The sequence below is a fragment of the Sphingopyxis sp. genome (assembly GCF_965227415.1).
GTDB lineage: Bacteria > Pseudomonadota > Alphaproteobacteria > Sphingomonadales > Sphingomonadaceae > Sphingopyxis.
The window spans coordinates 3,691,924-3,716,415 of the sequence record NZ_OZ245749.1 but is presented as its reverse complement, the minus strand read 5'-3'; the positions used below and the strand labels follow the sequence as shown (position 1 = coordinate 3,716,415).

Here is a 24,492-nt window from a genome sequence, read left to right as displayed (position 1 = left end):
CTCGTCCCGCGCCTGAAACGGGCGGGAAAATCACGCTGCCGGGTGTTGCGGCGGAGTGGTCCGCCATGCTGCGCTGCACAATATATGGCACGGGTTGCGCGTTATTGCAAGATAATTGCGTGCGTACCTATTCGCCGCCGCCATGATCTTGTCGAAAGGGCGTTCTTTCTCCAAGATCATTGTCGCCCCCGCGAAGGCGAGGGCCGCTGGCATGCGCGCGCAACGCTTCTCGACGCCGACAGCGGCCCCCGCCTTCGCGGGGGCGACGCGTAAAAACTACGAGCGGAGGGATGAATGTCGAAAAAGATCATCGTCATCGACGAAGGCACGACGTCGACGCGCACGATGCTTTTCGCCTCCGACGGCACGCCGCTCGGCAGCGCGCAGCGCGAAATCCAGCAGCATTACCCCGGCCCGGGGCTGGTCGAGCATGACGCCGCCGAAATCTGGACCGCGACTCTCGCCTGCACGCGCGCGATGATCGAACAGGCGGGCGGAGCCGACAGGATCGCCGCGATCGGCATCACCAACCAGCGCGAAACCGTGGTCTTCTGGGATCGCACCACCGGCGAGCCGCTCGCTCCGGCGATCGTCTGGCAGGACCGGCGCTCGGCCGCCGACTGCGCGGCGCTCAAGGAAGCGGGCCATGAAGCGATGGCGCAGGCCAAAAGCGGCCTGCTGCTCGATCCCTATTTTTCGGGCACCAAGATCGGCTGGGCGCTGAAGCATTGGCCCCAGCTGAAAGCGGCGGGCGAACGGCTCGCGGTCGGGACGGTCGAATCCTATCTGATCTTTCGCCTGACCGGCGGCGCGCATGTCAGCGATGCCAGCAACGCGTCGCGCACGTTGCTGATGGACATCAACGGCCAGGGCGGCTGGGACCCCGACCTGTGCGACATGCTCGGCGTGCCGATGCGCCTGCTTCCCGAAATCACCGGGTGCACGACAACCGTCGGCACCACCGACCCCGCGCTGTTCGGCGGTGCCATCCCGATCTCGGGGATGGCGGGCGACCAGCAAGCGGCGACGATCGGGCAGGCGTGCCTGTCGCCCGGACAGACCAAGGCGACCTTCGGCACCGGCGCTTTCATCCTTTCGGCCAGCGGAACGACGCGCCCCCTCTCGACCAACCGCCTGCTGGCGACGGTGCTGGTGCAGGAAGGCGATGTCCGCTCCTATGCGCTCGAAGGATCGGTGTTCGTCGCAGGCAGCCTGATCAAGTGGCTCCGCGACGGACTCGGCCTGCTCGCGAGCGCGAGCGAAAGCGAAGGGCTCGCGCGGTCGGTCGCCGACAATGGCGGCGTCTATCTGGTCCCTGCCCTCGCCGGGCTCGGCGCACCGCACTGGCGGCCCGATGCGCTCGCGGCCCTGTCGGGCCTCAGCTTTGCGAGCACCAAGGCGCATGTCGCGCGCGCCGCGCTCGAAGCGCAGGCCTATCAGGCCTATGATCTGAAATCCGCCTTCGCGGCCGACGGCGTCGACTGGGCAGAGGTCCGGATCGATGGCGGCATGGCGGCGAATGACTGGATGGCGCAGGATCTGGCCGACATTCTGACCATCCCCGTCGAGCGACCCGATTTTGTCGAAAGCACCGCGCTCGGCGCCGCGATGCTCGCCGCAACGGGCGCGGGGCTGTATCCCGACCTGGCAAGCGCAGCCGCCGCGATGCGCGGCACCGCGACGCGCTTCACGCCCGCGCTCGACGCCGACAAACGCAAAACGCGCCTTGCCGGGTGGCAAAGCGCGCTTGCAAAGGTTTTGGGCTGAAGCCGTCCCCGCGGGGACAGGGCTTAGCGCTTGAGGGTCAGACCACCGAAGCGCTTGTTGAACTTCGCAACCTGGCCGCCCGCGTCGAGCATACGGCCCTGGCCGCCGGTCCACGCCGGATGCGCCGTCGGGTCGATTTCGAGCGTCATGGTGTCGCCCTCTTTGCCCCAGGTCGAACGCGTCTGATATTCGGTGCCATCGGTCATCTTGACCGTGATCATGTGGTACGCGGGGTGAATGTCTTTTTTCATGTCTCTTGGCTCCTGCGCCACTGGTTACCGACCAGCGGCTGAGTCGATGCTTCCCCGTCCGGGGCCGCGAAGCGGCGTCCCCTAACGGCGAATGGTGGAAAATGCAACACCCCTTGCCTCCCCATCCCTTGCCTCGCCATCCCTCGCCTCGCCAACCCTGGTTCGGGTCGTCCTCCTCTCGTCACCCCGGACTTGATCCGGGGTCCACCGCGTCGGGGCGGCTATCGATCCCGGATCAAGTCCGGGATGACGGTGGAGAGAGGTTGGCGAGGAGCGAGAGGGCGAAGAAGGCGAAGGCGAAGGAGGAGGAGGAGGAGGAGGAGGGCCTGCCTAGTCGGTCGGCGGATCGGCGATCATCGCGGTAAACTGGCATTCCGCGGCCAGCTGGCCGTTCAGCATCGCCTTGCCCTCGAAACGGCAGACGCTGCGTTTCGCCTGGATGATCGTGGCGTGCAGGTCGAGCAGATGGCCGGGTTCGACCGGCTTCCTGAACTTCGCGCCATCGATCGCCATGAAATAGACAAGCTTGCCGGTTCCGGCGAGGCCCATCGATTCGATGGCGAGGATGCCCGCGGCCTGCGCCAGCGCCTCGACGATGAGGACGCCGGGCATGATCGGCCGCCCGGGGAAATGGCCCTGAAAGAAGGGCTCGTTCATCGTCACCGCCTTGACCGCGTGGATCGAGGTGTCCTTCACCATCGATTCCACCCGGTCGACGAGCAGCATCGGATAACGATGCGGCAAAAGGCTCAGGATCCGGCGGATATCCACCGGACCCAGAGTTTCGCCCACGCTTTCCCCGTCCGCCATAGGACTTAGCGCGTCGTCGGCGCGGTGCCGGTCGGCGCCGGCGTGGCCGGCTTTGCACCTGCTGGTGCATTGCGCGCCGCGTCCATCAGCTGCTGGTTGCGCTGCTGGACAAGCTGGCCGGGCTGATAGCCCGCGGGCACGGCGATCGACACGTTCGGCAGGATGCGGTTGAGCTCGACAACGACGGCATCGGTGATGTCGGCGTTATTCTCGCGCGCCAGCACGGCGTCGGGGTTGAGCAGCAGGTCGACCTTCTTCGCGGTCATCGCGGCCTTGATCGCTTCGTTCATGCGAACGCTGATCTGGTCCTCGACATAAGCGATCGCCAGCTCGATCGGCGCACCGATCTGCGAGATTTCGGCGTTCGCGGCCTGGCGCTTGTCCTGGACGGCCTTTGCCGCAGCTTGCAGCGCGGCCTGGTTCTGCGGAGTCTTTTTCGACTCTTCGTTATATTTGGCGATCAGGACGTTCATTTCGGCCTGCAGCGTCTGGCCGCGCGTGTTCTGCTGATCGATCTGCGCCTTATAGGTGGTTTCGATCTGCTGCGAAGCGACGGTGAAAGCGTTCGAACGCGCGGCGGCGACGCGGACGTCGGCAACCGCGATGGCGCGCGCCTGGGCGGCTGCAGGAGCGGCGAACATCGGCGAAACCGAGACGCTGGCGATCGCCAGCGCCGAAGCGACAAGAATTTTCTTCATCAGAATTGAGTTCCTACGTTGAATGAGAAGCGTTTGGTGTCATCGCCCTCTTCTTTGCGAAGGGCGTAAGCGAAGTCGATCCGGAAGGGACCGAATGGCGAATTCCAGTTCACCCCGGCACCGATCGACACGCGCGGCTTCCAGGTGTCGCCGAAATAGCGTTCCTCGAACGGAGCCAGCGGCGTGAAGCCGGTCGGACAGGTCGTGTACTGGTTGGTCGTATTCGCCGTCAGCGTCGCGAACTGGCTGGTTCCGGTGGTCGCGTTGCGGCACAGATATTTGGTCAGATTGTCCGACGGATCGCGGAAGTTGGCGAGCGTCGTCAGCGTCGGGCGGCGGACACCGAACACCGAACCCACATCGAGGAAGATCGACGGGCGCAGACCCAATTCCTTGGCGCCGGTGCCGAGCGGAATGTCGACTTCGACACGCCCCTGATAATAGGCCCGCCCGCCGAGCGCATCGTCGACCTGGCCGCTGCGTTGGCTGAGGTCGGTGTTCAGGATCGGATTGGCGGGATTGGTCAGGTCGACATCGGCATAGCGGATGACGCGCGGGCCGATGCCGCGAATGTCGAAGCCGCGCATCTGCGGTTCGCCCAGGAAGAAGCGGTCGGTCAGGCGGACCTTGTCGCTCGTCGGGGTCGGGCGGCCGCCGAACGGATAGATATAACCGCCTTCGGCCGACAGATTGAGGATGAAGCGGCTGCCGAGGTTGAAGTGCTTCGAGGCATTCGCGCGCGAGCGGACATATTTGACGCTGCCGCCAAGCCCGGCGAAATCCTGGCTGAACGAGAAGGACTGGCCGCGCGTTGGGCGCAAGCGGTTGTCGCGGTCGTCATAGGCAAAGGTATAGCCGAGCAGCGAGGTCGTCCGCTTGCCGATCGCGTCGCACAGATAGCGGCCGGCGATCAGCGGGTCGCACTGGTCGCCGAAATAATAGAGCGACTTGTCGAGCGTCACATCGTCATAGTTGAGGCTGTAACGCCCGAACAGCGACATGAATTCGGTCAGCGGAACGCCCAGGTTGAGCTGGAACCCCGTCGTGACCTGCTGGAACGTCGTCCGGCGATCATTGTTGATGAAGTTGAACGAGTTGAGGTCGCGGCGATAGATGCTGCCGCCGATCGAGACGTTGCGATCGAACAGATAGGGTTCGGTGAATCCGAGTTCGATCGACTTCGAATAGCTCGAATAATTGACCGACGCCTGAAGCTGCTGGCCCAGGCCGCGGAAGTTGCGCTGGCGAACCGACGCCTGCAGCAGGAAATTCTCGATCGACGAGAAACCGGCCGACAGCGACAATTCGCCCGTCGGTTTTTCCTCGACATTGGTTTCGAGGATGATGCGGTCGGGCGTCGAGCCTTCCTTGCGCTCGATCTCCAGATTTTCCTGGAAATAGCCGAGGCTGTTGATGCGGTTCTCGGTGCGCTTGACGCCGAAGCTGTTGAACGCATCGCCTTCGTTCAGGCGGAACTCGCGGCGCACGACCTTGTCGTGGGTCAGCGTGTTGCCGTTGACGTCGATCCGCTCGACATAGGTACGCGGGCTTTCGCCGACGTTGAAGGTGATCGCCATCGTCCGCGTTTCGGGGTCGCGGCGGAATTCCGGATTGATGTCGGCAAAGGCATAGCCGAACAGGCCGGCGGTCTCGCTCAGGCTTTCGACGGTGTCCTCGACCAGCTTGGCGTCGTACCAGTCGTCCTTCTTCATCGGCAGCAGCTTTTTCAGCATGTCGGGCTGGAAATCGCGCAGCTCGCTCTTCACGTCGACGTCACCGAACTTGTAGCGTTCGCCTTCCTCGACGACATAGGTGATGATGAAGTCCTGCTTGTTGCTCGTCAGCTCGGCGACCGCCGAAATGACGCGGAAGTCGGCATAGCCGTTCTGCAGATAGAAGAGGCGCAGCTTCTGCTGGTCATAGGCCAGACGATCGGGGTCATAGCTGGTGTTCGACGACAGGATCGTGAGCAGGCTCGACTCCTTGGTCGCCATTTCGTCCTTGAGGTCGCCGTCGCTGAACTTGTCGTTGCCGATGATGTTGATCTGGCGGACCTTCGACTTCGGCCCTTCGTTGATTTCGAACACGACATCGACGCGGTTCTGGTCGAGCGACACCATCTTGGGCTCGACCGTCGCGGCGAAGCGGCCCTGACGCTTATAGAGTTCGATGATACGCGCGACGTCGGCGCGGACCTTCGATCGCGTGAAGATCTGGCGCGGCGCAAGCTTGATCTCGGGCCGGATCTTGTCTTCCTTGAGGCGCTTGTTGCCTTCCAGGATCACGCGGTTGATGACGGGGTTCTCGACGACCTGGATCGTCAGCGCGCCATTGTCGTCGTTGATCTGATAATCTTTGAACAGCTCGGTCGCGGCCAGGTCCTTGAGCGCCTGGTCGAGGACGGCGCGGTTATAGCTCTGCCCGACGCGCAGGCGCAGATAGGACAGGATCGTCTGCGCTTCGAGGCGCTGGTTGCCGACGACGGTGATCGACCGGATCGTCGAAGCCTGGGGTGCAGCCTCGGTTGCGGGAGCCGGCACTGCGGAAGCGGGAACCGTCGGCGGCGTGGCCGTCTGCGCCTGAACCGACGCCACGGGCCAGGCCAGCATCGTTCCCGCCATAAGGAACGCCGAAAGCTGGGTCCGGCCCTTGAAATTCTGTGAAGCCACGCTGTTCATCCCGCAAAAATAACTCAAAAGCGACAAACCCGCTTCCCCGCGGGTTGGCGCGCACTCCTGCACCAGTCCGACTATCCAATCAAGCGCGCGATCCGGTCCCAAAGGCCGAATGAGCCCAAATCATTGAAAGTCACGACCAGCATCAATGTCACCACTGCCGCAAAACCGAATTTGAAGGCCCATTCCTGCGCCTGAGGGGGCGCGGGACGGCGCCGGATCGCCTCATAGGCATAGAAAAGCAGGTGGCCGCCATCGAGCATGGGCAATGGCAACAGGTTGATGAACCCCAGATTGATGGAAATCAGCGCCGCAAGGAAGATCAGCGCTTCCGGCCCCATGCTGGCGGCCTCGCCCGAAACCTGCGCGATCTTCAGCGGCCCGCTCAGATCCTTGACCGACCGGTTGCCGCTGAGCAACTGGCCAAGCACTTCGCCCGTCTGGCGAATGATCTGGCCTGTCTGGCGGGCCGCGACGAGCGGCGCTTCGGCCAGCGGCACCTTCTCGAAAACGACCTTCCCTGCCGCGACGCCGAGCAGCGCGCGTTCGAACTCCTTGCCGAACTGGTCCTTTTCCTTGACCAGCCGCGGCGTCACCCGAAAAACCTGCTCGGACCCACCACGTTCGACACGGACGCTCATCTCTTCGCCGGGCCGGTGCGCGACGGTCATGGGAATGTCCATGAAAACGTCCATCTGCCGGCCGTCGATCGACACGATGCGGTCGCCGGCGCGCAGCCCCGCGACATCGGCTGCCGACCCCGCCTGAACCGAGCCGATGACCGGCGGGCTGGTCGGCGTCCCGACGAAGCCGGCGAAACCGGCCAGGATCAGGATCGCGAACAGAAAGTTCGTCACCGGACCCGCGACGACGATCAGCGCGCGTTTCCACACCGGCTGCGCGGGAAAGGTGTGCGACCGTTCGTTGGCCGGAAGCGACTGCCAGTCCGCATCGGGCTGGCTGACCGCATCGCGGTCGCCCGCGAACTGGACATAGCCGCCCAGCGGCAGCCAGCCGATTTTCCATTCGGTGCCGCGCTTGTCGGTCCAGCCCAGGATCTTGCGCCCAAAGCCGATCGAGAAGGTGTCGGCCTTTACCCCGCACCAGCGCCCGACGATGTAATGCCCATATTCGTGAACGAACACGAGCGGCCCGAGGACGAGCAGAAAACCCACCAAATAGAGCCAGTAAGGCACGTCATGCATGTTCGTATCGATCCACAAAATGCTGGGCAGCCGCACGCGATGCGGCATCCACGCTGAATATGTCCTGAAGCGACGTCGGCGCCGCGGGCGCGGCGAAATCGATCACGCGGCGCACCGTGTCGACGATCGCCGGAAACGAGATGCGGCCCGCAAGGAACGCGGCGACCGCGACCTCGTTCGCAGCGTTGAGCTGCGCCGGACGCGCGCCGCCGTCGGCAATCGCCGCGCGGCAGAGCGCGGTGGCGGGAAAGCGCGCTTCGTCGGGCGCCTCGAAGTCGAGCCGCGCGATGCTGGCAAGGTCGAGCGGCGCGCACGGCGTGACCATCCGCTGCGGCCAGGCGAGCGCGCTCGCGATCGGGATGCGCATGTCGGGCGAGCCAAGCTGCGCGAGCGTCGAGCAATCGACATATTCGACCAGGCTGTGGATCACCGACTGCGGATGGACCAGTATCTCGATGCGGTCGAGCCCGACGGGAAACAGATGGTGCGCCTCGATCAGTTCGAGGCCCTTGTTCATCATCGTCGCGCTGTCGACGCTGATCTTGGCGCCCATCGACCAATTGGGATGCGCGACTGCCTGGGCGGGCGTGACGCGCGCCATGTCGTCGGCGCTCATCGTCCGGAACGGCCCGCCGCTCGCGGTCAGGATGATCCGGCGCACCTGGTCGATGCGCCCGCCGGCGAGGCACTGGAAGATCGCATTATGCTCGCTGTCGACCGGCAGGATCGTCGCGCCCGATTGGCGCGCCGCCGCGGTCATCAGTTCGCCCGCCGACACCAGCGCTTCCTTGTTGGCCAGCGCGACGTCGATGCCCGCCGCGAGCGCTGCCATCGTCGGGGCCAGCCCGGCGGTGCCGACGATCGCCGCCATGACGAGGTCGGTCGGCCGCTGCGCCGCTTCGACCAGCGCGTCGGCGCCGGCCGCCGTTTCGATGCCGGTGCCCGCCAGCGCTACGGAAAGGTCGCCATGGCGCGCCGGATCGGCGATCACCGCGACGTCGGGACGAAATTCCTTCGCGAGCTTCGCAAGCTCGGCGACGTCGCAATGGGCGGTCAGTACGCTGACCTGCCACGCCTCGCTGTCGCGGCGAACGAGATCGAGAGTCGATTGACCGACCGATCCCGTCGCGCCGAACAACGAGAGGCGGCGCGCCATATCAGCCGGCCGCGCGCACGGCGATATCGCCCGCAAATGCGAGCGCGCCCAGGATCAGGGCGACGGGGAGCAAGCCATCGACGCGGTCGAACAGGCCGCCGTGTCCGGGGATCAGCTTGCCCGAATCCTTGACCCCGGCGCGGCGTTTCATCCAGCTTTCGCCCAGGTCGCCCAGCTGCGAGATCAGGCCCATGATCAGCCCGATCCAGAGCGGCACGCCGACGATGCCGCCACGGTCGGCGATCGTCGAACCGACGACGAGCGCCGCGATCATGCCGCCGAACAGCCCCGACCAGGTCTTCGACGGGCTGATCTTCGGCGCCAGGCGCGCGCCGCCAAAGGCGCGGCCCGCGAAATAGGCGCCGATATCGGTCGCCCACACCATGCCGAACACCCAGAGCGCCGCGGTCATGCCCAAAGAGTCGCGGATGAACCAGAGCCCCGCCATCGCGCCGAGGATCGCAACCGGACCCAGGACCGTCAGCGCGGCCTTCGCCCCGCTGCCCAGCCCCATGGCGCGAACGAGCGCGAGCCATTCGACCACGACCAGCGCACCGCCGACCAGCAGCAACAGGCCAAAGGCGATGCCGCCGAACCACAGCGCGGTACCCGCGATCGCAAACAGCACGATCGCCGAACCGACGCGTGTCCAAAGGTCCGATTTTGGTGCTGTTGCCATCACCCTATCCTTCACAGATCTGCCCAAACCACCTGAACCTGTTCCCCCGCGAAGGCGGGGGCCCATCGCCTATCCTTTCGCCATTCAACCATCGGCGGCGGAAGAGCGACAGGGCCGGTGGTGGGCCCCCGCCTTCGCGGGCGAACAGCTGAGAGATGGAGGGAGTTTTCAAGATTTCAAAGCCCCCCATAGCGGCGTTCGCGCCGCGCGAAATGATCGAGCGCCGCCTGAAGGTCGGCGGGCGTGAAGTCCGGCCACAGCCGGTCGGTGAAATAAAGCTCGGCATAGGCCGACTGCCACAGCAGGAAATTCGACAGCCGCTCCTCGCCCGACGTGCGGATGAGCAGGTCGAGCGGCGGCAGGTCGGCGGTGTCCAGATTCGCCTCGATCGCCTCGGCGGTAATCTCGCCACCCGCAGCGGCGGCGTTGGCGGCCCGCACCAGTTCGTCCTGCGCGCCATAGTTGAGTGCGACCGCCAGCGTCGTGCGCTTGTTCCCGGCGGTCCGTTCGAGCGCATTGTCGATCAGCGCCACGACATCGGGCGCCAGCGCGCGCCAGTTTCCGATCACTTTCAGCCGCACGTCGTTCGCGGCGAATTCGTCGAGGTCGGACAGGATGAACCGCTTCATCAGCCCCATCAGGTCGCTGACCTCGGCCTCCGGCCGCTTCCAGTTTTCGGACGAGAAAGCGTAAAGCGTCATCGCCTCGATGCCGAGGTCGCCCGCCGCGCGAACGATCGTGCGCACGGCCTCGACCCCGGCCTTGTGTCCGGCGACACGCGGCAGGAAGCGCTTCTTCGCCCAGCGACCATTGCCATCCATGATGATGGCTACGTGGCGGGCCCCGTGGTGAGTTTCAGACACCGGAGAAACCTAGAAACCCGCTCGCCCTGAGCTTGTCGAAGGGCCGTTCTTTCTTCTGGAAGAAAAGGACGGGGCTTCGACGGGCTCAGCCCGAACGGAAAAAAGGTAAGCGCAAGGACGCACTAGCCCAGGATTTCCTTTTCCTTGGCGGTCGCCGCCGTGTCGATCTCTGCGATCGTCGTGTCGGTCAGCTTCTGCACCTCGGTCTCGTGGCGCTTGCGCTCGTCCTCGCTGATTTCTTTCTTGTTCTCGTCCTGCTTCAGATTGTCCATGCCGTCACGGCGGACGTTGCGCGCGGCGATGCGCGCCTTTTCGGCATATTGGCCGGCCAGCTTCGACAGCTCCTTGCGGCGCTCCTGCGTCATCTCGGGGATCGGCAGGCGCAGCGTCTGGCCATCGACGATCGGGTTGAGGCCGAGGCCCGCCGAACGGATCGCCTTGTCGACGGGGCCGACGTTCGACTTGTCCCACACCTGCACCGACAGCATGCGCGGCTCGGGCGCGCTGACCGAGGCAAGCTGGTTCAGCGGCATGTGCGATCCATAGACTTCGACGGTCACCGGATCGAGCAGCGCGGTGTGCGCGCGGCCGGTGCGAAGGCCCGAAAGATCGCTCTTCAGCGACTCGACCGCGCCGTGCATGCGGCGCTCGAGATCGGCCTTGTCATATTTCGCCATCAGTCTTTCCTCTCTTGTTCTTATTCAGGCGGCGTCGCCGACAACGGTGGAAACACCCTCGCCGGTCAGGACGCGCGCCAGATTGCCGGCCTCGCGGATGTTGAACACGACGATCGGAATATGGTTGTCGCGGCACAGCGCGACGGCGCTGGCGTCCATGACCTTCAGATTGTCGGCCAGGACGCGATCATAGCTGAGCGTATCATACCGAACCGCGCCCGGATCCTTCTTGGGATCGGCGTTATAGACGCCGTCGACGCTGGTGCCCTTCAGCAATGCATCGCACTTCATTTCCGCCGCACGCAACGCGGCGCCGCTGTCGGTCGTGAAATAAGGGGCGCCGACACCCGCAGCAAAGATCACGACGCGCCCCTTGTCGAGGTGGCGCTCGGCGCGGCGACGGATCACCGGCTCGCACACCTTGTCCATCTCGATCGCCGACTGGACGCGCGTTTCGACTCCAAGCTGTTCGAGCGCATTCTGCATCGCCAGCGCGTTCATGACGGTGGCGAGCATGCCCATATAATCGGCCTGCGCGCGGTCCATGCCCTTGGCGGCGCCAGCCATGCCGCGGAAGATGTTCCCGCCGCCGATGACCAGGCAGATTTGAAGCCCGCGCTCTTTTGCCGCCTTGACCTCGGCCGCCATGCTCGCGACCGTTTCGGGATCGATGCCAAAGGGGGTCGAACCCATCAGCGCCTCGCCCGACAGCTTCAGCAAAATGCGTTTCATGCCGGGCAATGCCATGATGGGGGGAACCTCTTGCAAACACTCTATACGCGAATGGCGCGCACCCTAGTGAAGGCGCGCGCCATTGCCAAGCGGACTGCCGCTTCCAGCATGTCCGGTTCCCACCATCGTCACCCCGGACTTGATCCGGGGTCCATCTGCCGCCGAGCGGCCGAATGGATGCCGGATCAAGTCCGGCATGACGAAAACGGGGCCCGGCTTATGCCGAAACAGGCAATCCGGTTCTTCTTCTCAGGCGCCGGCGGCTGCCGCGACTTCCGCCGCGAAGTCGCTTTCTTCCTTCTCGATGCCTTCACCGAGCTGGAAGCGGACAAAGCCCTTGAGCGTGATCGTCGCGCCGACATCCTTGCCGGCAGCGGCAACGACTTCGGCGACCGGCGTCTTGCCGTCCATCACGAACAGCTGCGACAGCAGCGCGTTTTCCTTGCGGAACTTGGCGATGGGACCGTCAACCATCTTGGCGACGATTTCAGGAGCCTTGCCCGACTGGGCGGCCTTTTCCTGAGCAATTGCCCGCTCGCGCGCGATCAGGTCGGGATCGAGGTCGTCGCCGTTCAGCGCCAGCGGGTTCGCGGCGGCGACGTGCATCGCCAGCTGCTTGCCCAGCGGCTCCAGAACATCGGCCCCAGCGGTCGATTCGAGCGCGACGAGCACGCCGATCTTGCCCATGCCCGGCGCGGCGGCGTTGTGGACATAGCCCGTGACGACGCCCGAGTTCACCGACAGGATCGCCGAACGGCGCAGCGACTGGTTTTCACCGATCGTCGCGATGTTCTGCGTCAGCTGCTCGGCGACGGTGCCGCCGGCCGGATAGGCCGACGCATTCAGCGCGTCGATGTCGGTGATGTTGCCGGCGAGCGCGACCTGCGTCACGTCGCGGACAAAGCCCTGGAACTGTTCGTTCTTCGCGACGAAGTCGGTTTCGCTGTTCACTTCGACGGCGGCGCCGCGCGTGCCGTCGGTCGAAACGCCGACCAGGCCTTCGGCGGCAACGCGGCCGGCCTTCTTGGCGGCAGCGGCGAGGCCCTTGGTGCGCAGCCAGTCGATCGACGCTTCGATGTCGCCGCCGTTTTCGGCAAGCGCCTTTTTGCAGTCCATCATGCCGGCGCCGGTGCGGTCGCGCAGTTCCTTGACGAGAGCGGCCGTAATCTCAGCCATGGGATATTCCTTTCCAAAGGGGCAGGCACGATTGCGGCCTGCGGTACGCCGCGCGAATGGCGGCGCGATAAGTCAAAGCGATGACGATGACTTCAAACCGGTCCTTGTTCCCCCGCGAAGGCGGGGGCCCATCACCTGTCCTCTCATCCCCTGACCGTCGTCATTTTTCATTCGACGGGAGGAGATGGCCCCCCGCCTTCGCGGGGGAACAGGATAGGATCAGTTCGAAGTCTTCATCATTTACGCGTCGCTCTGGCGTTCGGTTTCGGCAGCCGCTTCGGCGGGGACCTGTTCGTCTTCGGTCACTGGAGCCGTTTCGACAGCCGGCGCTTCTTCTGCGACAGCTTCGGCAGCAGGGGCAGCTTCAGCGACGGGAGCAGCAGCCTCTTCGACCAGCGCCGGTTCGGCGACCGGCTCGACAGCGGCGCCAAGGTCTTCGCCGCGATCGGCGCGAGCCTGCTGGCCGCCACGCGTCGCGGCTTGGGCAACCGCATCGCAGTAAAGGCGAATGGCGCGCGCGGCGTCATCGTTTGCCGGAACCGGGAACGCGATGCCGTCGGGCGAGACGTTCGAATCGAGGATCGCAACGACCGGGATACCCAGGACATTGGCTTCCTTGATCGCGAGCTCTTCCTTGTTGGCGTCGACGACGAACATCACGTCGGGAATGCCGCCCATGTCGCGAATGCCGCCAAGCGACATTTCCAGCTTGTCGCGTTCGCGGGTGCGGTTGAGCACTTCCTTCTTGGTGAGGCCCGAGGTGTCGCCCGAAAGCTGCTCTTCGAGCGTCTTGAGACGCTTGATCGAGTTCGAGATCGTCTTCCAGTTGGTGAGCATGCCGCCCAGCCAGCGGTGGTTGACGAAATGCTGACCCGACGCGCGGGCCGCATCGGCGATCGGACCCTGCGCCTGGCGCTTGGTGCCGACGAACAGCACCTTGCCGCCAGCGGACGAGGTCGACGCGATGAAGTCCAGAGCGCGCGCGAAGAGCGGCACGGTCTGCGACAGGTCGAGAATGTGGATGCCGTTGCGCGCGCCGAAGATGTACGGCTTCATGCGCGGATTCCAACGGTGGGTCTGGTGGCCGAAGTGGGCGCCAGCTTCGATAAGATTCTGCATCGTGACGACAGGTGCCGCCATAGTCTTTCTCCTTCCGGTTAGTCCTCTGGAAAGCAAGAACCGGGTTCCGCAAGCGGACGATCCCGGCACCGGTTTATGTGCGCCTTCCATGTGGAATGGCCGGGCCGTTAGACGGCTTGGCTATCAAAAGCAAGGGGGAGACCGTGCTTTTCGACGACGCGCTGCCGCGATTGGCCGCAGCGCGAAATTTCGATCCGGCGACAAAGTGACTCCATTCGTCGCATTTTGCTTGAGAACAAAACGGGAACATGGAACGAAACGCCTAACGAAGCCGTAGGATTCATCGGCTTCGCGGGAAATGAAGCCGAAAGGACATAAGATGGTTCAGGTCGCTGCCGCTCTCCTCTTCGCTCTCGCCGCCGGGTTCGGCCTGACGGTGATCCTCGCGATGCTCAAGGTCAATGCCGATGCCATCCTGTCGGCGCTTCTGGGCGACGGCGCCTTCCCCGCCGACGCTGCGCCGCAGCCGGGTCCCGCGACCGTCATCAAGCTGCGCCCCTCGCCCGTGCGCCGCCACGTCTCGCGCCCGATCAGCATGACGCCGCAGCTCAGCCGCGCCGCCTGACCTTCGTATAGCTTGCCAGCCCGAACGGGATCATCGTCACATAGAGGACGCTGATCGCAAGCAGCGTGTGCCATGGCGCCGTCACCAGCGCCGCTCCCAGCAAGCCGACCCCCGCTAGGGCGAACAGCCGCCACGACCGGCGCAGGCGGATCGACGACCAGCTATAGGTCGGGATCGCCGAGATCATCAGCATCGCGACGCCGAGCGCCCATGGCATGACGACATACCATTGGCGGAACAGGTCATTGCCCGTCGTCAGCCACAGATAGACCGGGACGAACGACAGTCCGGCGCCTGCCGGTGCCGGAATGCCGGTCATGAAACCCGCCGACTTGTGCGGCTGATTTGCGGCGTCCATGCGCGAGTTGAAACGAGCAAGGCGCAGCGCGCAGCAGACGGCGAGCGCCAGCGCTGCGGTCCAGCCGAACTTCGGTGCATCGTCGAGCGACCACAGGAACAGGATCATCGCTGGCGCGACGCCAAAGGCGATCACGTCGGAAAGCGAATCGAGCTCGGCGCCGAATTTGCTCTGCGCGCGGAGCAGCCGCGCAATGCGCCCGTCCATTCCGTCGAGCACGCCGGCAAAGATCACAGCAGCGAGCGCCTTTTCCCATTCCTCGCCGATCGCGAAGCGAACGCCGGTCAGGCCGAAGCAGAGCGCGAGCGCGGTGATCGCATTGGGCGCAAAGGCGCGCAGCGGGATGCCGCCGATGCGGCGCCGTTCGGCCTCGGCCGCAACCTGCTGCTCGACCTCGGCCATCCTATTGCCCGATGCCGTCGAGGACTTCGGCCTTGCCGATGCGCGCAATCACGGTCTCGCCGGCGAGCGCGCGCTGGCCGAGCAGGATCTGCGGCGTCGTGCCCGCGGGCAGATAGACGTCGACGCGGCTGCCGAACCGGATCAGGCCGACACGCTGGCCGGTCGAAAGCTCGGCCCCCATGCTGACGAAGGGCAGGATGCGCCGAGCGACCAGCCCCGCAATCTGGGTGAAGCCGATCCGCACCCCGTCGGCACGCTCGACGACGAAATGCTGGCGCTCATTCTCTTCGCTGGCCTTGTCGAGGTCGGCGTTCAGGAATTTGCCGGGCAGATAGACCAGCTTGCGCAGCGTCCCGGCAACGGGGGTGCGGTTGATGTGGACGTCGAAAACGCTCATGAAAATCGAAACGCGCAGCATCAGCGGATCGTTCAATCCGTCGGGCCCGGCGATCTCGGGCGGCGGCGGGACTTCGGCGATCTGCGTCACCAATCCGTCGGCGGGCGCGATCACGACGTCGCTGCCCGTGGGCGTCACGCGCACCGGATCGCGAAAGAAAGCCGCGACCCAGATCGTGATTCCCAGCATCAGCCAGCCGATGATCGGCAAGCCAAGCAGCCAGAAACACAGCGTGATGATGCCGGCGATCAGGACGAATTTGCGACCTTCGGGATGGATCGAAGGCCAGCGCCATTTGATACCGCCACCGGGACGGTTCGAAGAGATGGTTGTAGACATGACGGTCTTTCTAGGGGGCAGCCCCCGTATAGACAATGCATAAGCGGCATCATCGCTGCCTGGACGGGAACGACGGGGCAGTTGAACAATCGTGCGGCTTTGCTTAAGGCCGCTCGCAACTCCGACTCCCCAAGGAAAAAGGCAGCAGCATGGGCAAGATCAAGGTAGCCAACCCGGTCGTCGAACTCGACGGCGATGAAATGACCCGGATCATCTGGCAGTGGATCCGCGAGCAGCTGATCCTTCCCTATCTCGACGTCGACCTCCATTATTATGATCTCGGCATCGAAGAGCGCGACCGCACCGACGACAAGATCACCGTCGAGGCCGCCAATGCGATCAAGAAACATGGCGTCGGCGTGAAGTGCGCGACGATCACTCCCGACGAAGCGCGCGTCGAGGAATTCGGGCTCAAGAAGATGTGGAAGTCGCCGAACGGCACGATCCGCAACATCCTGGGCGGCGTCGTCTTCCGCGAGCCGATCGTGATGCGCAACGTCCCCCGCCTCGTTCCCGGCTGGACCGACCCGATCGTCGTCGGCCGTCACGCGTTCGGCGACCAGTATAAGGCGACCGACTTCCGCGTTCCTGGCCCCGGCAAGCTGCGCCTGGTGTTCGAAGGCGAGGACGGCACGCTGATCGACGAGGAGGTGTTCCAGTTTCCCTCGTCGGGCGTCGCGATGGGGATGTACAATCTCGACGATTCGATCCGCGACTTCGCACGCGCCAGCCTGAACTATGGCCTCGCGCGCCAGTGGCCGGTCTATCTGTCGACCAAGAACACGATCCTGAAGGCCTATGACGGCCGCTTCAAGGATCTGTTCGAAGAAGTGTTCAATGCCGAATTCAAGGCCGATTTCGACAAGGTCGGCATCGTTTACGAACACCGCCTGATCGACGACATGGTCGCATCGGCGCTGAAATGGTCGGGCAAGTTTGTCTGGGCTTGCAAGAATTACGACGGCGACGTCCAGTCGGATACCGTCGCGCAGGGCTTCGGCTCGCTGGGCCTGATGACCAGCGTGTTGATGACGCCCGACGGCCAGACGGTCGAATCCGAGGCCGCGCACGGCACCGTCACGCGCCACTACCGCATGCACCAGCAGGGCAAGGCGACCTCGACCAACCCGATCGCGTCGATCTTTGCCTGGACCGGCGGCCTCAAGCATCGCGGCAAGCTCGACGGCACGCCGGAGGTGGTGAAGTTTGCCGACGACCTGGAAAAGGTCTGCGTCGCGACCGTCGAAAGCGGCAAGATGACCAAGGATCTGGCGCTGCTGATCGGTCCCGATCAGAACTGGCTGACGACCGAAGGCTTCTTTGAAGCGATCGTCGAAAATCTCGAAAAGAAGATGGGCGCTTGAAACCTATCGAATAAACAACCAAAAAGGTTGGGTTAGACGTCTAGCCAATCGGGGCCGGCCTGCATAAGGTCGGCCCCTATGGTATCGGAAACAGACACATCGGCCATCGGCAACGCGCTGGTGGTATTGGGGGCGGCGGGCGTCGTCATCCCCGCCTTCGCGCGTTTCAAGATTTCGCCGGTGATCGGCTTCATTCTCGTTGGCCTGCTCGTCGGGCCGTCGGGTCTCGGCCTGCTCGCCGACGATTACCCCTGGCTCCGGCACGTCACCATCGCCTCGACCGAGGATATCAGCCTTTTCGCCGAGTTCGGCATCATTCTGCTGCTGTTCTCGATCGGGCTCGAACTGTCGTTCCGCCGCTTGTGGCAACTGCGAAAGCTGGTGTTCGGGATCGGCGCGGCCGAGCTCACGCTCGGCGGCTTGATCCTCGGCACCGCGCTGCTGCTGCTCGGCGATCATTCGCCGCCTGCGGCTTATGGCCTCGGCATAGCGCTCGCGCTGTCGTCGACCGCGCTGGTGCTTCCGATCGCCGGGACGAAGTCGGCGGTCGGCCGCGCGTCCTTTTCGATGCTGTTGTTCGAGGATCTGGCGCTGGTCCCGATCATCTTCGTGCTCGCGGCGCTATCGCCCGCGGCATCGGGCGACAGCGCCGAGATGTTTCTGACGACGCTGTGGCAGGGGGTCGTTGTCGTTGCCGCGCTTGCCATCGGCGGCTGGTTCCTGTTGCCCAAGATCTTTGCGCAAGCCGCCCGCGCCAAGGACCCCGAACTGTTCCTTGCCGCCAGCCTGCTCGTGGTGATCGTCGCGGCGCTGGCGACCGCGGCGGTCGGCCTGTCGCCGATCGTCGGCGCGCTGCTCGCCGGCCTGATGATCGCCGAGACCGAATATCATGAAGAGGTCGAGGCGATCACCGCACCCTTCAAGGGGCTCGCGCTCGGCGTCTTCCTGATCAGCGTCGGCATGGGCGTGAACCTGAAGACCGTGGCCCTATATTGGCCGCAGCTGGTTGCCGCCGTGGTCGGCGTCGTCGCGGTGAAGGCGATCGTCACCGCCGCGCTGCTCCGCTTTTCGGGGATGGCGCGGCGCGGTACCGCCGCCGAAGTCGGGCTGTTGATGGCGAGCCCGTCGGAAACCACCCTGATCGTGCTGGCAACCGCGCTTCAGGCCCAGATCATCAGCCGCGACACCGCCGAATTCTGGCAGCTCGTGACCGCGATCGGGCTCACCATCACGCCGCTGCTCGCGCGGATCGGCCATGACATTGCGCGGCGGATCGAGATGCGCACCGGCGACGCGCAGATCGACGAGACGCCCGAAGGCCGCACCGTCGTCGTCGGCTTCGGGCGCGTCGGCCACACCGTCGCGGAGTTGCTGCGCGAGCACGGGCGGCCCTATGTCGCGGTCGACGCCGATATCGACACGGTCGCGGCGGCGCGGCGCGACGGCTTCATCGTCCGCTTCGCCGACGTTGCGCGGCCGGGCGCGCTCGACAAGCTGGGGATCGAGACGGCGAACGCCATCGTTCTCACGATGGACGACCCGGTTCAACAGCTGCGCATGACGCGCCAGCTCAAGCAGAAATATCCCGATCTGCCGATCATCAGCCGCGCCCGCGACGCCGATCATGCGGCTGCACTCTATCAGGCGGGCGCCAACGATGCCGTGCCCGAAACACTGGAAAGCTCGCTGCAACTTGCCGAGGCCGTGCTGATCGACCTGGGCGTCGCGATGGGACCGGTGATCGCGTCGATCCACGATGTCCGCGCCAAGATGCGCCGCGACATCATGACCAAGGGCAAGCTCGAAAGCGAGCCGCGGATCCGCAAATTGCGGACGATCGTGCGGACGCCGGGCGGCGACGCCTGAGGTTCGGGACGCTAAGGGCTGACCCTAGCGCCCGCCCGAAGCCGCAGCGGCGGCGTCGAGCGCCGCGGCGTCGGCCAGCGTCATCCCCTTCGGCAGGATTGCCAGCGACCATTGCCGCGTGGGCAGCAGATAGGCGCGGGCGAGCCGCTGGATATCGGCCGGCGTCACGCCGTTGATGTCGTCCTCGATCGACAGCGCGGCCTGCGTGACGCGCGGATCGCGCGTCGCGCCTTCGAGCAGGAACATCCAATAGACATTGCCGGTCGAGGCACGCGCGACCTGCTCGCGGATCGGCACGGCGTTGCGCGCCAGCTCGTCGGCGCCGATCGGATTGGCGGCAAGATCGGCCGCAATATCCCTTGCGATGCCATAGAAGCGGTCGACATCCTTGGGCGCGAGCAAGCTGCCGACGAGCAGATAGCCGCCGCTATTGTCAAAGCCCGTCGGCCAGTGGCTGTCGACGACGGGGCCATAGCTTGCCCCTTGCTCGGCGCGCAGGCGATCGAAGAGGCGGTCGTTGAAGATCGCCGCCAGCACTTCCATTGCGCGGGCGTCGTGCGGGCTGGCGAGGCCGCCGCCGGTCGGCCACGCGGTCATCGCAGCGGCCTGTCCCTTGTCGCCGTTGTGATAGGCGAGCGCCGGCGTCGCGCTATGCTTGGCAAAGGCGACCGCCTGACCCGACGGCGGTGCCAGCGGCTTGCGAACCGGCAAGGCGCCGACGGTCTCGGCCAGGATCTTGCGGTAATCGACCGACCCCAGGTCGCCGAACAGCTGCACCTCGATCGGCCCTGCCGACAGGCGCGGTTCCCAGAAGGCGCGGAAAGCAGCGGGTGTCAGCGCCGAAATCTCGGCCTTGTCGGGCGGCGACCAGCGCGCGTCATTGTCGGTCAGCCAGCCCTTCAGATTGCGGTCGAGCACCGAATTGGGCGTCGCGTCGTTGAGTTCATAGCCGGTCAGATAGCCGACGCGCAGCCGCTCGACCGGCGCCGCGTCCCAGCGCGGAAAGGCAAGCTTGCCCGCGATCAGCTTCATCTGGTCGGCAAGGTCGGCGGGCTTGCTTTCGGCGCCCAGCTCGAACGCGTCGTCCTCGACCGAGAAGGCCATCTGGATTTGCCGCCCATTGGTCAGCTGGTCGAGTTCGTTCTGCCCCCAGGGTCCGATACCGCTCGCGGTCAGCGCATAGTCGCCGGTCCAGAGCAGGTTCGGCGCATCGGCGGCGACGCTGCGATTGCCGGTTCCGAAGCGGACATTGACCCGCACCTTGCCCGGCTCGACCTTGTTGTTGGAAATCAGCGCCGTGACGCCGTTCGCGAATTCGATCCGCTCGGCGCGCAGGCCCGGGATCTGTGTCGTCGACACGACCGCGCCCGGCTCACCGAACGAGGGGAGCTGGCTCCAGTCGGCCTGGATCGCGGTCAGCCGGTCGTCACGCACCTTCGCCGGTGCCGCCAGCGCGGCAAGCAGCGCCTTGTCGCCGCCCGGCGTCGGGGTCGGCGTGGTCAGCACGACGCGCGTGACCGGCGCGCTGAAGATCGCGCGGCTGACGTCGAGCATCGCTTTCGGCGTTGCTGCGACGCGGATCGCCTTGAACATATCGACCTGCCCCTGCGGGCTGGTCACCGTTTCGTTGATGTCGACCGCGCGCACCATATCGTCGGCGAGCCGCGCACCGGGTTCGTTGCGGGCATTTTCCAGTTCCTTGACGAGGAACGCCTCGATCTCGTTCGCTTCGCGGTCGATGTCGGCCTGCGACGGAGGCGTCGTCACGGCATCGGCGATCACGCCGCGCACGTCGGCGAGCGCGGCCTTCCAATCGGACAGCGGCACGATCTGCGCCATCGTCACGTCGGCGCTGCGACTGACATATTGCTGCTCGACCGTCGCGACCAGATAGCTGCCGCCGCTGCGCGCCCGATTTTCGAGCCGCCGGTTGACCAGCGCCTGCGCGATATATTCCAGATAGAGCCGCCGCGTGTTTTCGACCGTGTCGATCCGCTTCTGCCATGGGCGGACCATCGCCAGCGTCAGCGCGAGCGGCTGGTTCGCCTCGACGATCGCCTTGGCAACCGGCGCCTTGGGATTGGGCTTACCGAAATCGGGCTGTTTCGGCGCCGGCCCGTCGGCTTTCCAGTCGCCATAATATTTCGCGATCAACCGGGCGAACTCAGCCGGGTCGCCGTCACCGGCGATCACCACCACCGCGCGGTCGGGCCGGTACCAGCGATCGTGGAAAGCCTTCACCGTTTCGGCGCGCGCCGCCGCGAGCGATTCATTGGTCCCGATCGGCGATCGGTCGCCCAGCAGCTGGCCGGCAAACAGATGCGACGTCGTCTGATCGGCGATCCGCTTTTGCGGGCCGTCGGATTCGCGCAGCTCCGACATCACGACGCCGCGCTCGGCGGTCACCGCCGTCTCCGAAATCAGCGGTTCGCGCACCATCCCCGCCAGCAATTTCATGCTCTCGTCGAGGTTTGCCGGCGTCACGCTCGGCAGGTCGAGCTGATACGCGGTCTGCGTCGGCGTCGTCTGTGCATTGGAATCGCTGCCAAAGGTCACACCGAAACGCTGCCAGATGCGCTTGGCTTCGCCGTCGGGAATATGTTCGGACCCGCGGAAGGTCAGATGCTCGAGCAGATGCGCAAAGCCGCGCTCCTTGTCGGTCTCGAACATCGAGCCGACATCCATGCGGACGCGGATCGACACCTGTCCCGGCGGCACTCCATTATTGCGCACCGCATAGCGGACGCCATTCGGAAGCACCCCGAACTGCCAAGCCGTGTCGCGCGGAATGTCGCTGCCGGCATAGAGCCAGTCGCTCTTCGTACCGGCCTGCGCCGCAGCGGGTGCCGACGCATCTTGCGCTGTCGCCGCCGGGATCAGCAGAAAGGCTGCGGCAGCGGTGCAGGCGGGGAAAAAGGAACGGGCGAAGCGACGCGGGGTCGACGCGGGAGAATAGATCATCGGAGAACCTTATCGCCTCCAAACCTTACTGGCCACTGAACTTCGACGGACGCCTTGCTCCGCCCCACGGACCGGCTTAGCCAGATGTCATGGAACCAACCCCGCCTGCCCCGCTCGCCGCGCCCGCCCCGCTGGCCGCGCTTATCCAGATGACGAGCGGAATCGATCCGGCCGCCAATCTTGTCGCGATCGAGCGCGCGGTCGCCGACGCGGCAGCGCGCGGCGCGGCGATGGCCTTTCTTCCCGAAATGTCGCTGCTGCTCGATCGCGACCGGCAGCGATCGGCGGCGCATATCGCGCGCGAGGCCGACAGTCCGTGGCCCGAAGCCTTGCAACAGATCGCCAGGCGTCACTCGATCTGGATCCATTCGGGATCGATGCCGCTTCTGGCCGACGATGGCGGGCGGCGCGTCAACCGCAGTCATGTCATCGCAGCCGACGGCCGGATCGCCGCGCGCTATGACAAGGTCCATATGTTCGACGTGACGCTGCCGTCGGGCGAGAACTGGACCGAATCGGCGGCCTATGCGGGCGGCGACGGGCTGTCCGTCGTCGATACGCCGCTCGGGCGCCTCGGCCTCAGCATCTGCTATGATCTGCGCTTCCCCGAGCTTTATCGGGCGCTGGTTGACCAGGGGGCAGAGCTGGTCGCGGTCCCCGCGGCCTTCACCGTATCGACCGGCGAAGCGCATTGGCATGTCCTGCTCCGCGCGCGGGCGATCGAGACGGGATGCCACATCGTGGCCGCGGCGCAGGCCGGTACTCATGCCGACGGGCGCGCAACCTATGGTCACAGCCTGATTGTCGATCCCTGGGGCGTGCCGCTGGCCGAAGCTGCGGCAGCGAACCGCGCGGGCGATGCCGGCTATGACCTGGCGCTCGCCCCGATCGATGCCACCGCGACGACACGCGCGCGCCAGGCGATCCCGCTCGCGCGCTCGCGTTCGATCCGCACCATCGATCTTTGACGGTGGCCTTGGCCGCTTAGCGCAGCTTGGCGCAGATTTGGGATTTTGGGCCAACCTTCACGCCGATCGCAGGCGCAGTCGGTGGCCGACGGCCAAACGTCACTGAGCTCCAGACGCACAAAAGGCCCCGGGCCGAAGCCCGGAGCCTTTTGGTATTTCGCTCGACAGCCGCGATTACGGGCTGGTCGGGGTGTCGCTGTTGTTGTCCGACGCCAGGATGATGCCACCAACGATCGCAACGAGCGCGACGATAGCGATGATCCAGCTGGTGCTGCCTTCGAGTTCGCTGTCACCAGCGACATCGGTGGTTGCGCGGGTCTGAGCCGAAGCAACGACCGGAGCCGCAATCATCGACGTTGCTGCGAGAGAGATCGCAGCCTTCTTAAGCAGGTTCATCATTTTCTCCGTCCACTGGAAAACTAGTCTTCTCGAATCACGCCAAAGATTTCCATCCTCGACATGAATCTGCATCGCCTCTTTAGGCAGTGTCGCCAACAATTGCAACGACGATTTGCCCTAACCCCGATTTGTTATGAAATTGCTAAATCTAATAAATCTCGCCAATCTGGCGTTAATTTACCCACGGCGAACGCTGTCGAAAAGCTCGCTGGTAACAGGGTAGCCGAGGTCGGCGGGAATGCATAAATGCGAATGGCCGTCGCGATCCTCGATCCACGGGGTGATCAGACCGACAGGGAATTGGTCGGCGTGCTCGGAAAATCCCTGGAAATCCGATTCCTGCGCGATCCGTTCCAGATTGCGCCGCGTGGGAAATATCACCGACACCTCGCCGCGATCCGCCATCGCGAGCGTGTCGCGCGCGGCGGACCAGAAGATATGGCTATGCTCGGCCTCCTCGACGGTCAGTTCATGGCCGTGCGGTGGCGCCTTGACGGCATAGAAACGCGTGTCGAACGTGCGCGCCTCCTTGAAATTCGGGCACCAGCGGGCGAAGGGAACGAGCGAATCCAGCTCGATTCGGTCGCCGCGCGCGTCGAGGATGTCGGATAACAACGTCCCGGCGAGCAGCGCCTGGCGGACCTCGGACAGATCGCCCTCGGCCAGTGCGGGCCAACCGACCGCCAGGCCGGTTTCCTCGAGCGTCTCGCGCAGCGCCGCCACCCGCGCGGCGCCTTCGGCCTCGTCGGCCAGCCCGTGCCGGCGCGCGACCAGATAATCGTCGGGATCGATCCGGCCGCCGGGAAAGACGACTGCACCCGCAGCAAACGCCATGTTGGTCGAGCGCTTGACCATCAAGATCTCGTCAGGACCGCCGGCGGCCGAGGGTCGCATGATGACAAGCGTCGCGGCGGGGATGGCGCCATCGGGCAGCACGGGGGCAGAGGGTGAAACGGTGTCGGTCATGCCAAATCGATAAACGCGCTTTGCCGACTTGTCATCCGGCGCGGACGACAGGCCATTGCCCCCGCGTGATCCGCGGTG

The 24,492-nt window shown here is 65.0% G+C and carries 22 protein-coding genes; 5 read left to right on the top strand and 17 right to left on the bottom strand.

Features of this window, described 5'->3' with window-relative positions; genetic code table 11:
* Window positions 1–294: 294 nt before the first annotated feature.
* Entirely contained in the window at window positions 295–1,767 is a 1,473-nt protein-coding gene (locus ACO055_RS18115; RefSeq protein ID WP_422060239.1) for a glycerol kinase, read from the top strand.
* A gap of 23 nt (window positions 1,768–1,790) precedes the next feature.
* On the opposite strand, the gene rpmE is transcribed toward ACO055_RS18115, so the two are convergent.
* The 12 genes from rpmE to rpsB form a co-directional block, all read right to left on the bottom strand.
* Complete coding sequence (gene rpmE, locus ACO055_RS18110) at window positions 1,791–2,018, bottom strand: 50S ribosomal protein L31 (protein ID WP_422060238.1); 228 nt, start codon at window positions 2,016–2,018, stop codon at window positions 1,791–1,793.
* A gap of 330 nt (window positions 2,019–2,348) precedes the next feature.
* Window positions 2,349–2,828, bottom strand: a complete 480-nt coding sequence (gene fabZ, locus ACO055_RS18105; protein ID WP_422060237.1) for a 3-hydroxyacyl-ACP dehydratase FabZ — start codon at window positions 2,826–2,828, stop codon at window positions 2,349–2,351.
* Between the two features lie 5 nt (window positions 2,829–2,833).
* Window positions 2,834–3,526 (bottom strand): OmpH family outer membrane protein, encoded by a 693-nt coding sequence (locus tag ACO055_RS18100; protein ID WP_422060236.1) that lies wholly within the window; start codon window positions 3,524–3,526, stop codon window positions 2,834–2,836.
* Entirely contained in the window at window positions 3,526–6,204 is a 2,679-nt protein-coding gene (bamA, locus tag ACO055_RS18095) for an outer membrane protein assembly factor BamA (protein WP_422060235.1), read from the bottom strand. The genes ACO055_RS18100 and bamA overlap by 1 nt, the downstream gene beginning before the upstream one ends.
* A gap of 71 nt (window positions 6,205–6,275) precedes the next feature.
* A complete protein-coding gene (rseP, locus tag ACO055_RS18090) occupies window positions 6,276–7,406 on the bottom strand; it encodes an RIP metalloprotease RseP (protein WP_422060234.1) in 1,131 nt (376 codons plus the stop codon).
* Entirely contained in the window at window positions 7,399–8,562 is a 1,164-nt protein-coding gene (locus ACO055_RS18085) for a 1-deoxy-D-xylulose-5-phosphate reductoisomerase (protein ID WP_422060233.1), read from the bottom strand. The genes rseP and ACO055_RS18085 overlap by 8 nt, the downstream gene beginning before the upstream one ends.
* A 1-nt stretch (window position 8,563) precedes the next feature.
* Window positions 8,564–9,241: a phosphatidate cytidylyltransferase gene (locus ACO055_RS18080; RefSeq protein ID WP_422060232.1), complete on the bottom strand. Its 678-nt coding sequence runs from the start codon at window positions 9,239–9,241 to the stop codon at window positions 8,564–8,566.
* 176 nt (window positions 9,242–9,417) lie between these two features.
* Window positions 9,418–10,062, bottom strand: a complete 645-nt coding sequence (uppS, locus tag ACO055_RS18075; RefSeq protein ID WP_422060231.1) for a polyprenyl diphosphate synthase — start codon at window positions 10,060–10,062, stop codon at window positions 9,418–9,420.
* 164 nt (window positions 10,063–10,226) lie between these two features.
* Window positions 10,227–10,781, bottom strand: a complete 555-nt coding sequence (frr, locus tag ACO055_RS18070; protein WP_422060230.1) for a ribosome recycling factor — start codon at window positions 10,779–10,781, stop codon at window positions 10,227–10,229.
* Between the two features lie 24 nt (window positions 10,782–10,805).
* Window positions 10,806–11,528 carry a UMP kinase gene (gene pyrH / locus ACO055_RS18065; protein ID WP_422060229.1) on the bottom strand — a complete coding sequence of 241 codons (723 nt, stop codon included), beginning with the start codon at window positions 11,526–11,528 and terminating at the stop codon, window positions 10,806–10,808.
* Window positions 11,529–11,762: 234 nt separating this feature from the next.
* A complete protein-coding gene (tsf, locus tag ACO055_RS18060) occupies window positions 11,763–12,689 on the bottom strand; it encodes a translation elongation factor Ts (protein ID WP_422060228.1) in 927 nt (308 codons plus the stop codon).
* 240 nt (window positions 12,690–12,929) lie between these two features.
* Entirely contained in the window at window positions 12,930–13,829 is a 900-nt protein-coding gene (rpsB, locus tag ACO055_RS18055) for a 30S ribosomal protein S2 (RefSeq protein ID WP_422060227.1), read from the bottom strand.
* 319 nt (window positions 13,830–14,148) lie between these two features.
* On the opposite strand from rpsB, the gene ACO055_RS18050 reads away from it, so the two are divergent.
* Entirely contained in the window at window positions 14,149–14,394 is a 246-nt protein-coding gene (locus ACO055_RS18050) for a hypothetical protein (protein ID WP_422060225.1), read from the top strand.
* Here the strand turns inward: ACO055_RS18050 and ACO055_RS18045 are convergent.
* Window positions 14,378–15,154, bottom strand: a complete 777-nt coding sequence (locus ACO055_RS18045) for a CDP-alcohol phosphatidyltransferase family protein (RefSeq protein WP_422060224.1) — start codon at window positions 15,152–15,154, stop codon at window positions 14,378–14,380. The two genes, ACO055_RS18050 and ACO055_RS18045, sit on opposite strands and share 17 nt — an antisense overlap.
* A 1-nt stretch (window position 15,155) precedes the next feature.
* Window positions 15,156–15,890 carry a phosphatidylserine decarboxylase gene (locus ACO055_RS18040; RefSeq protein ID WP_422060223.1) on the bottom strand — a complete coding sequence of 245 codons (735 nt, stop codon included), beginning with the start codon at window positions 15,888–15,890 and terminating at the stop codon, window positions 15,156–15,158.
* 149 nt (window positions 15,891–16,039) lie between these two features.
* Here ACO055_RS18040 and ACO055_RS18035 point away from each other — a divergent pair, with 149 nt between their 5' ends.
* Together ACO055_RS18035 and ACO055_RS18030 are read left to right on the top strand one after the other, a co-directional pair.
* On the top strand, window positions 16,040–17,254 hold the full coding sequence (locus ACO055_RS18035; protein WP_422060222.1) for an NADP-dependent isocitrate dehydrogenase: 1,215 nt from the start codon (window positions 16,040–16,042) through the stop codon (window positions 17,252–17,254).
* 78 nt (window positions 17,255–17,332) lie between these two features.
* Window positions 17,333–19,120: a cation:proton antiporter gene (locus tag ACO055_RS18030; RefSeq protein WP_422060221.1), complete on the top strand. Its 1,788-nt coding sequence runs from the start codon at window positions 17,333–17,335 to the stop codon at window positions 19,118–19,120.
* Window positions 19,121–19,144: 24 nt separating this feature from the next.
* Here ACO055_RS18030 and ACO055_RS18025 read toward each other — a convergent pair whose 3' ends face one another.
* A complete protein-coding gene (locus ACO055_RS18025; protein WP_422060220.1) occupies window positions 19,145–22,081 on the bottom strand; it encodes a M16 family metallopeptidase in 2,937 nt (978 codons plus the stop codon).
* A gap of 89 nt (window positions 22,082–22,170) precedes the next feature.
* On the opposite strand from ACO055_RS18025, the gene ACO055_RS18020 reads away from it, so the two are divergent.
* Complete coding sequence (locus ACO055_RS18020) at window positions 22,171–23,049, top strand: carbon-nitrogen hydrolase family protein (RefSeq protein ID WP_422060219.1); 879 nt, start codon at window positions 22,171–22,173, stop codon at window positions 23,047–23,049.
* A gap of 174 nt (window positions 23,050–23,223) precedes the next feature.
* Here the strand turns inward: ACO055_RS18020 and ACO055_RS18015 are convergent, their stop codons facing one another.
* Window positions 23,224–23,448: a hypothetical protein gene (locus ACO055_RS18015; RefSeq protein WP_422060218.1), complete on the bottom strand. Its 225-nt coding sequence runs from the start codon at window positions 23,446–23,448 to the stop codon at window positions 23,224–23,226.
* Between the two features lie 177 nt (window positions 23,449–23,625).
* Window positions 23,626–24,414, bottom strand: a complete 789-nt coding sequence (locus tag ACO055_RS18010) for an NUDIX hydrolase (protein WP_422060217.1) — start codon at window positions 24,412–24,414, stop codon at window positions 23,626–23,628.
* Window positions 24,415–24,492: the final 78 nt, after the last annotated feature.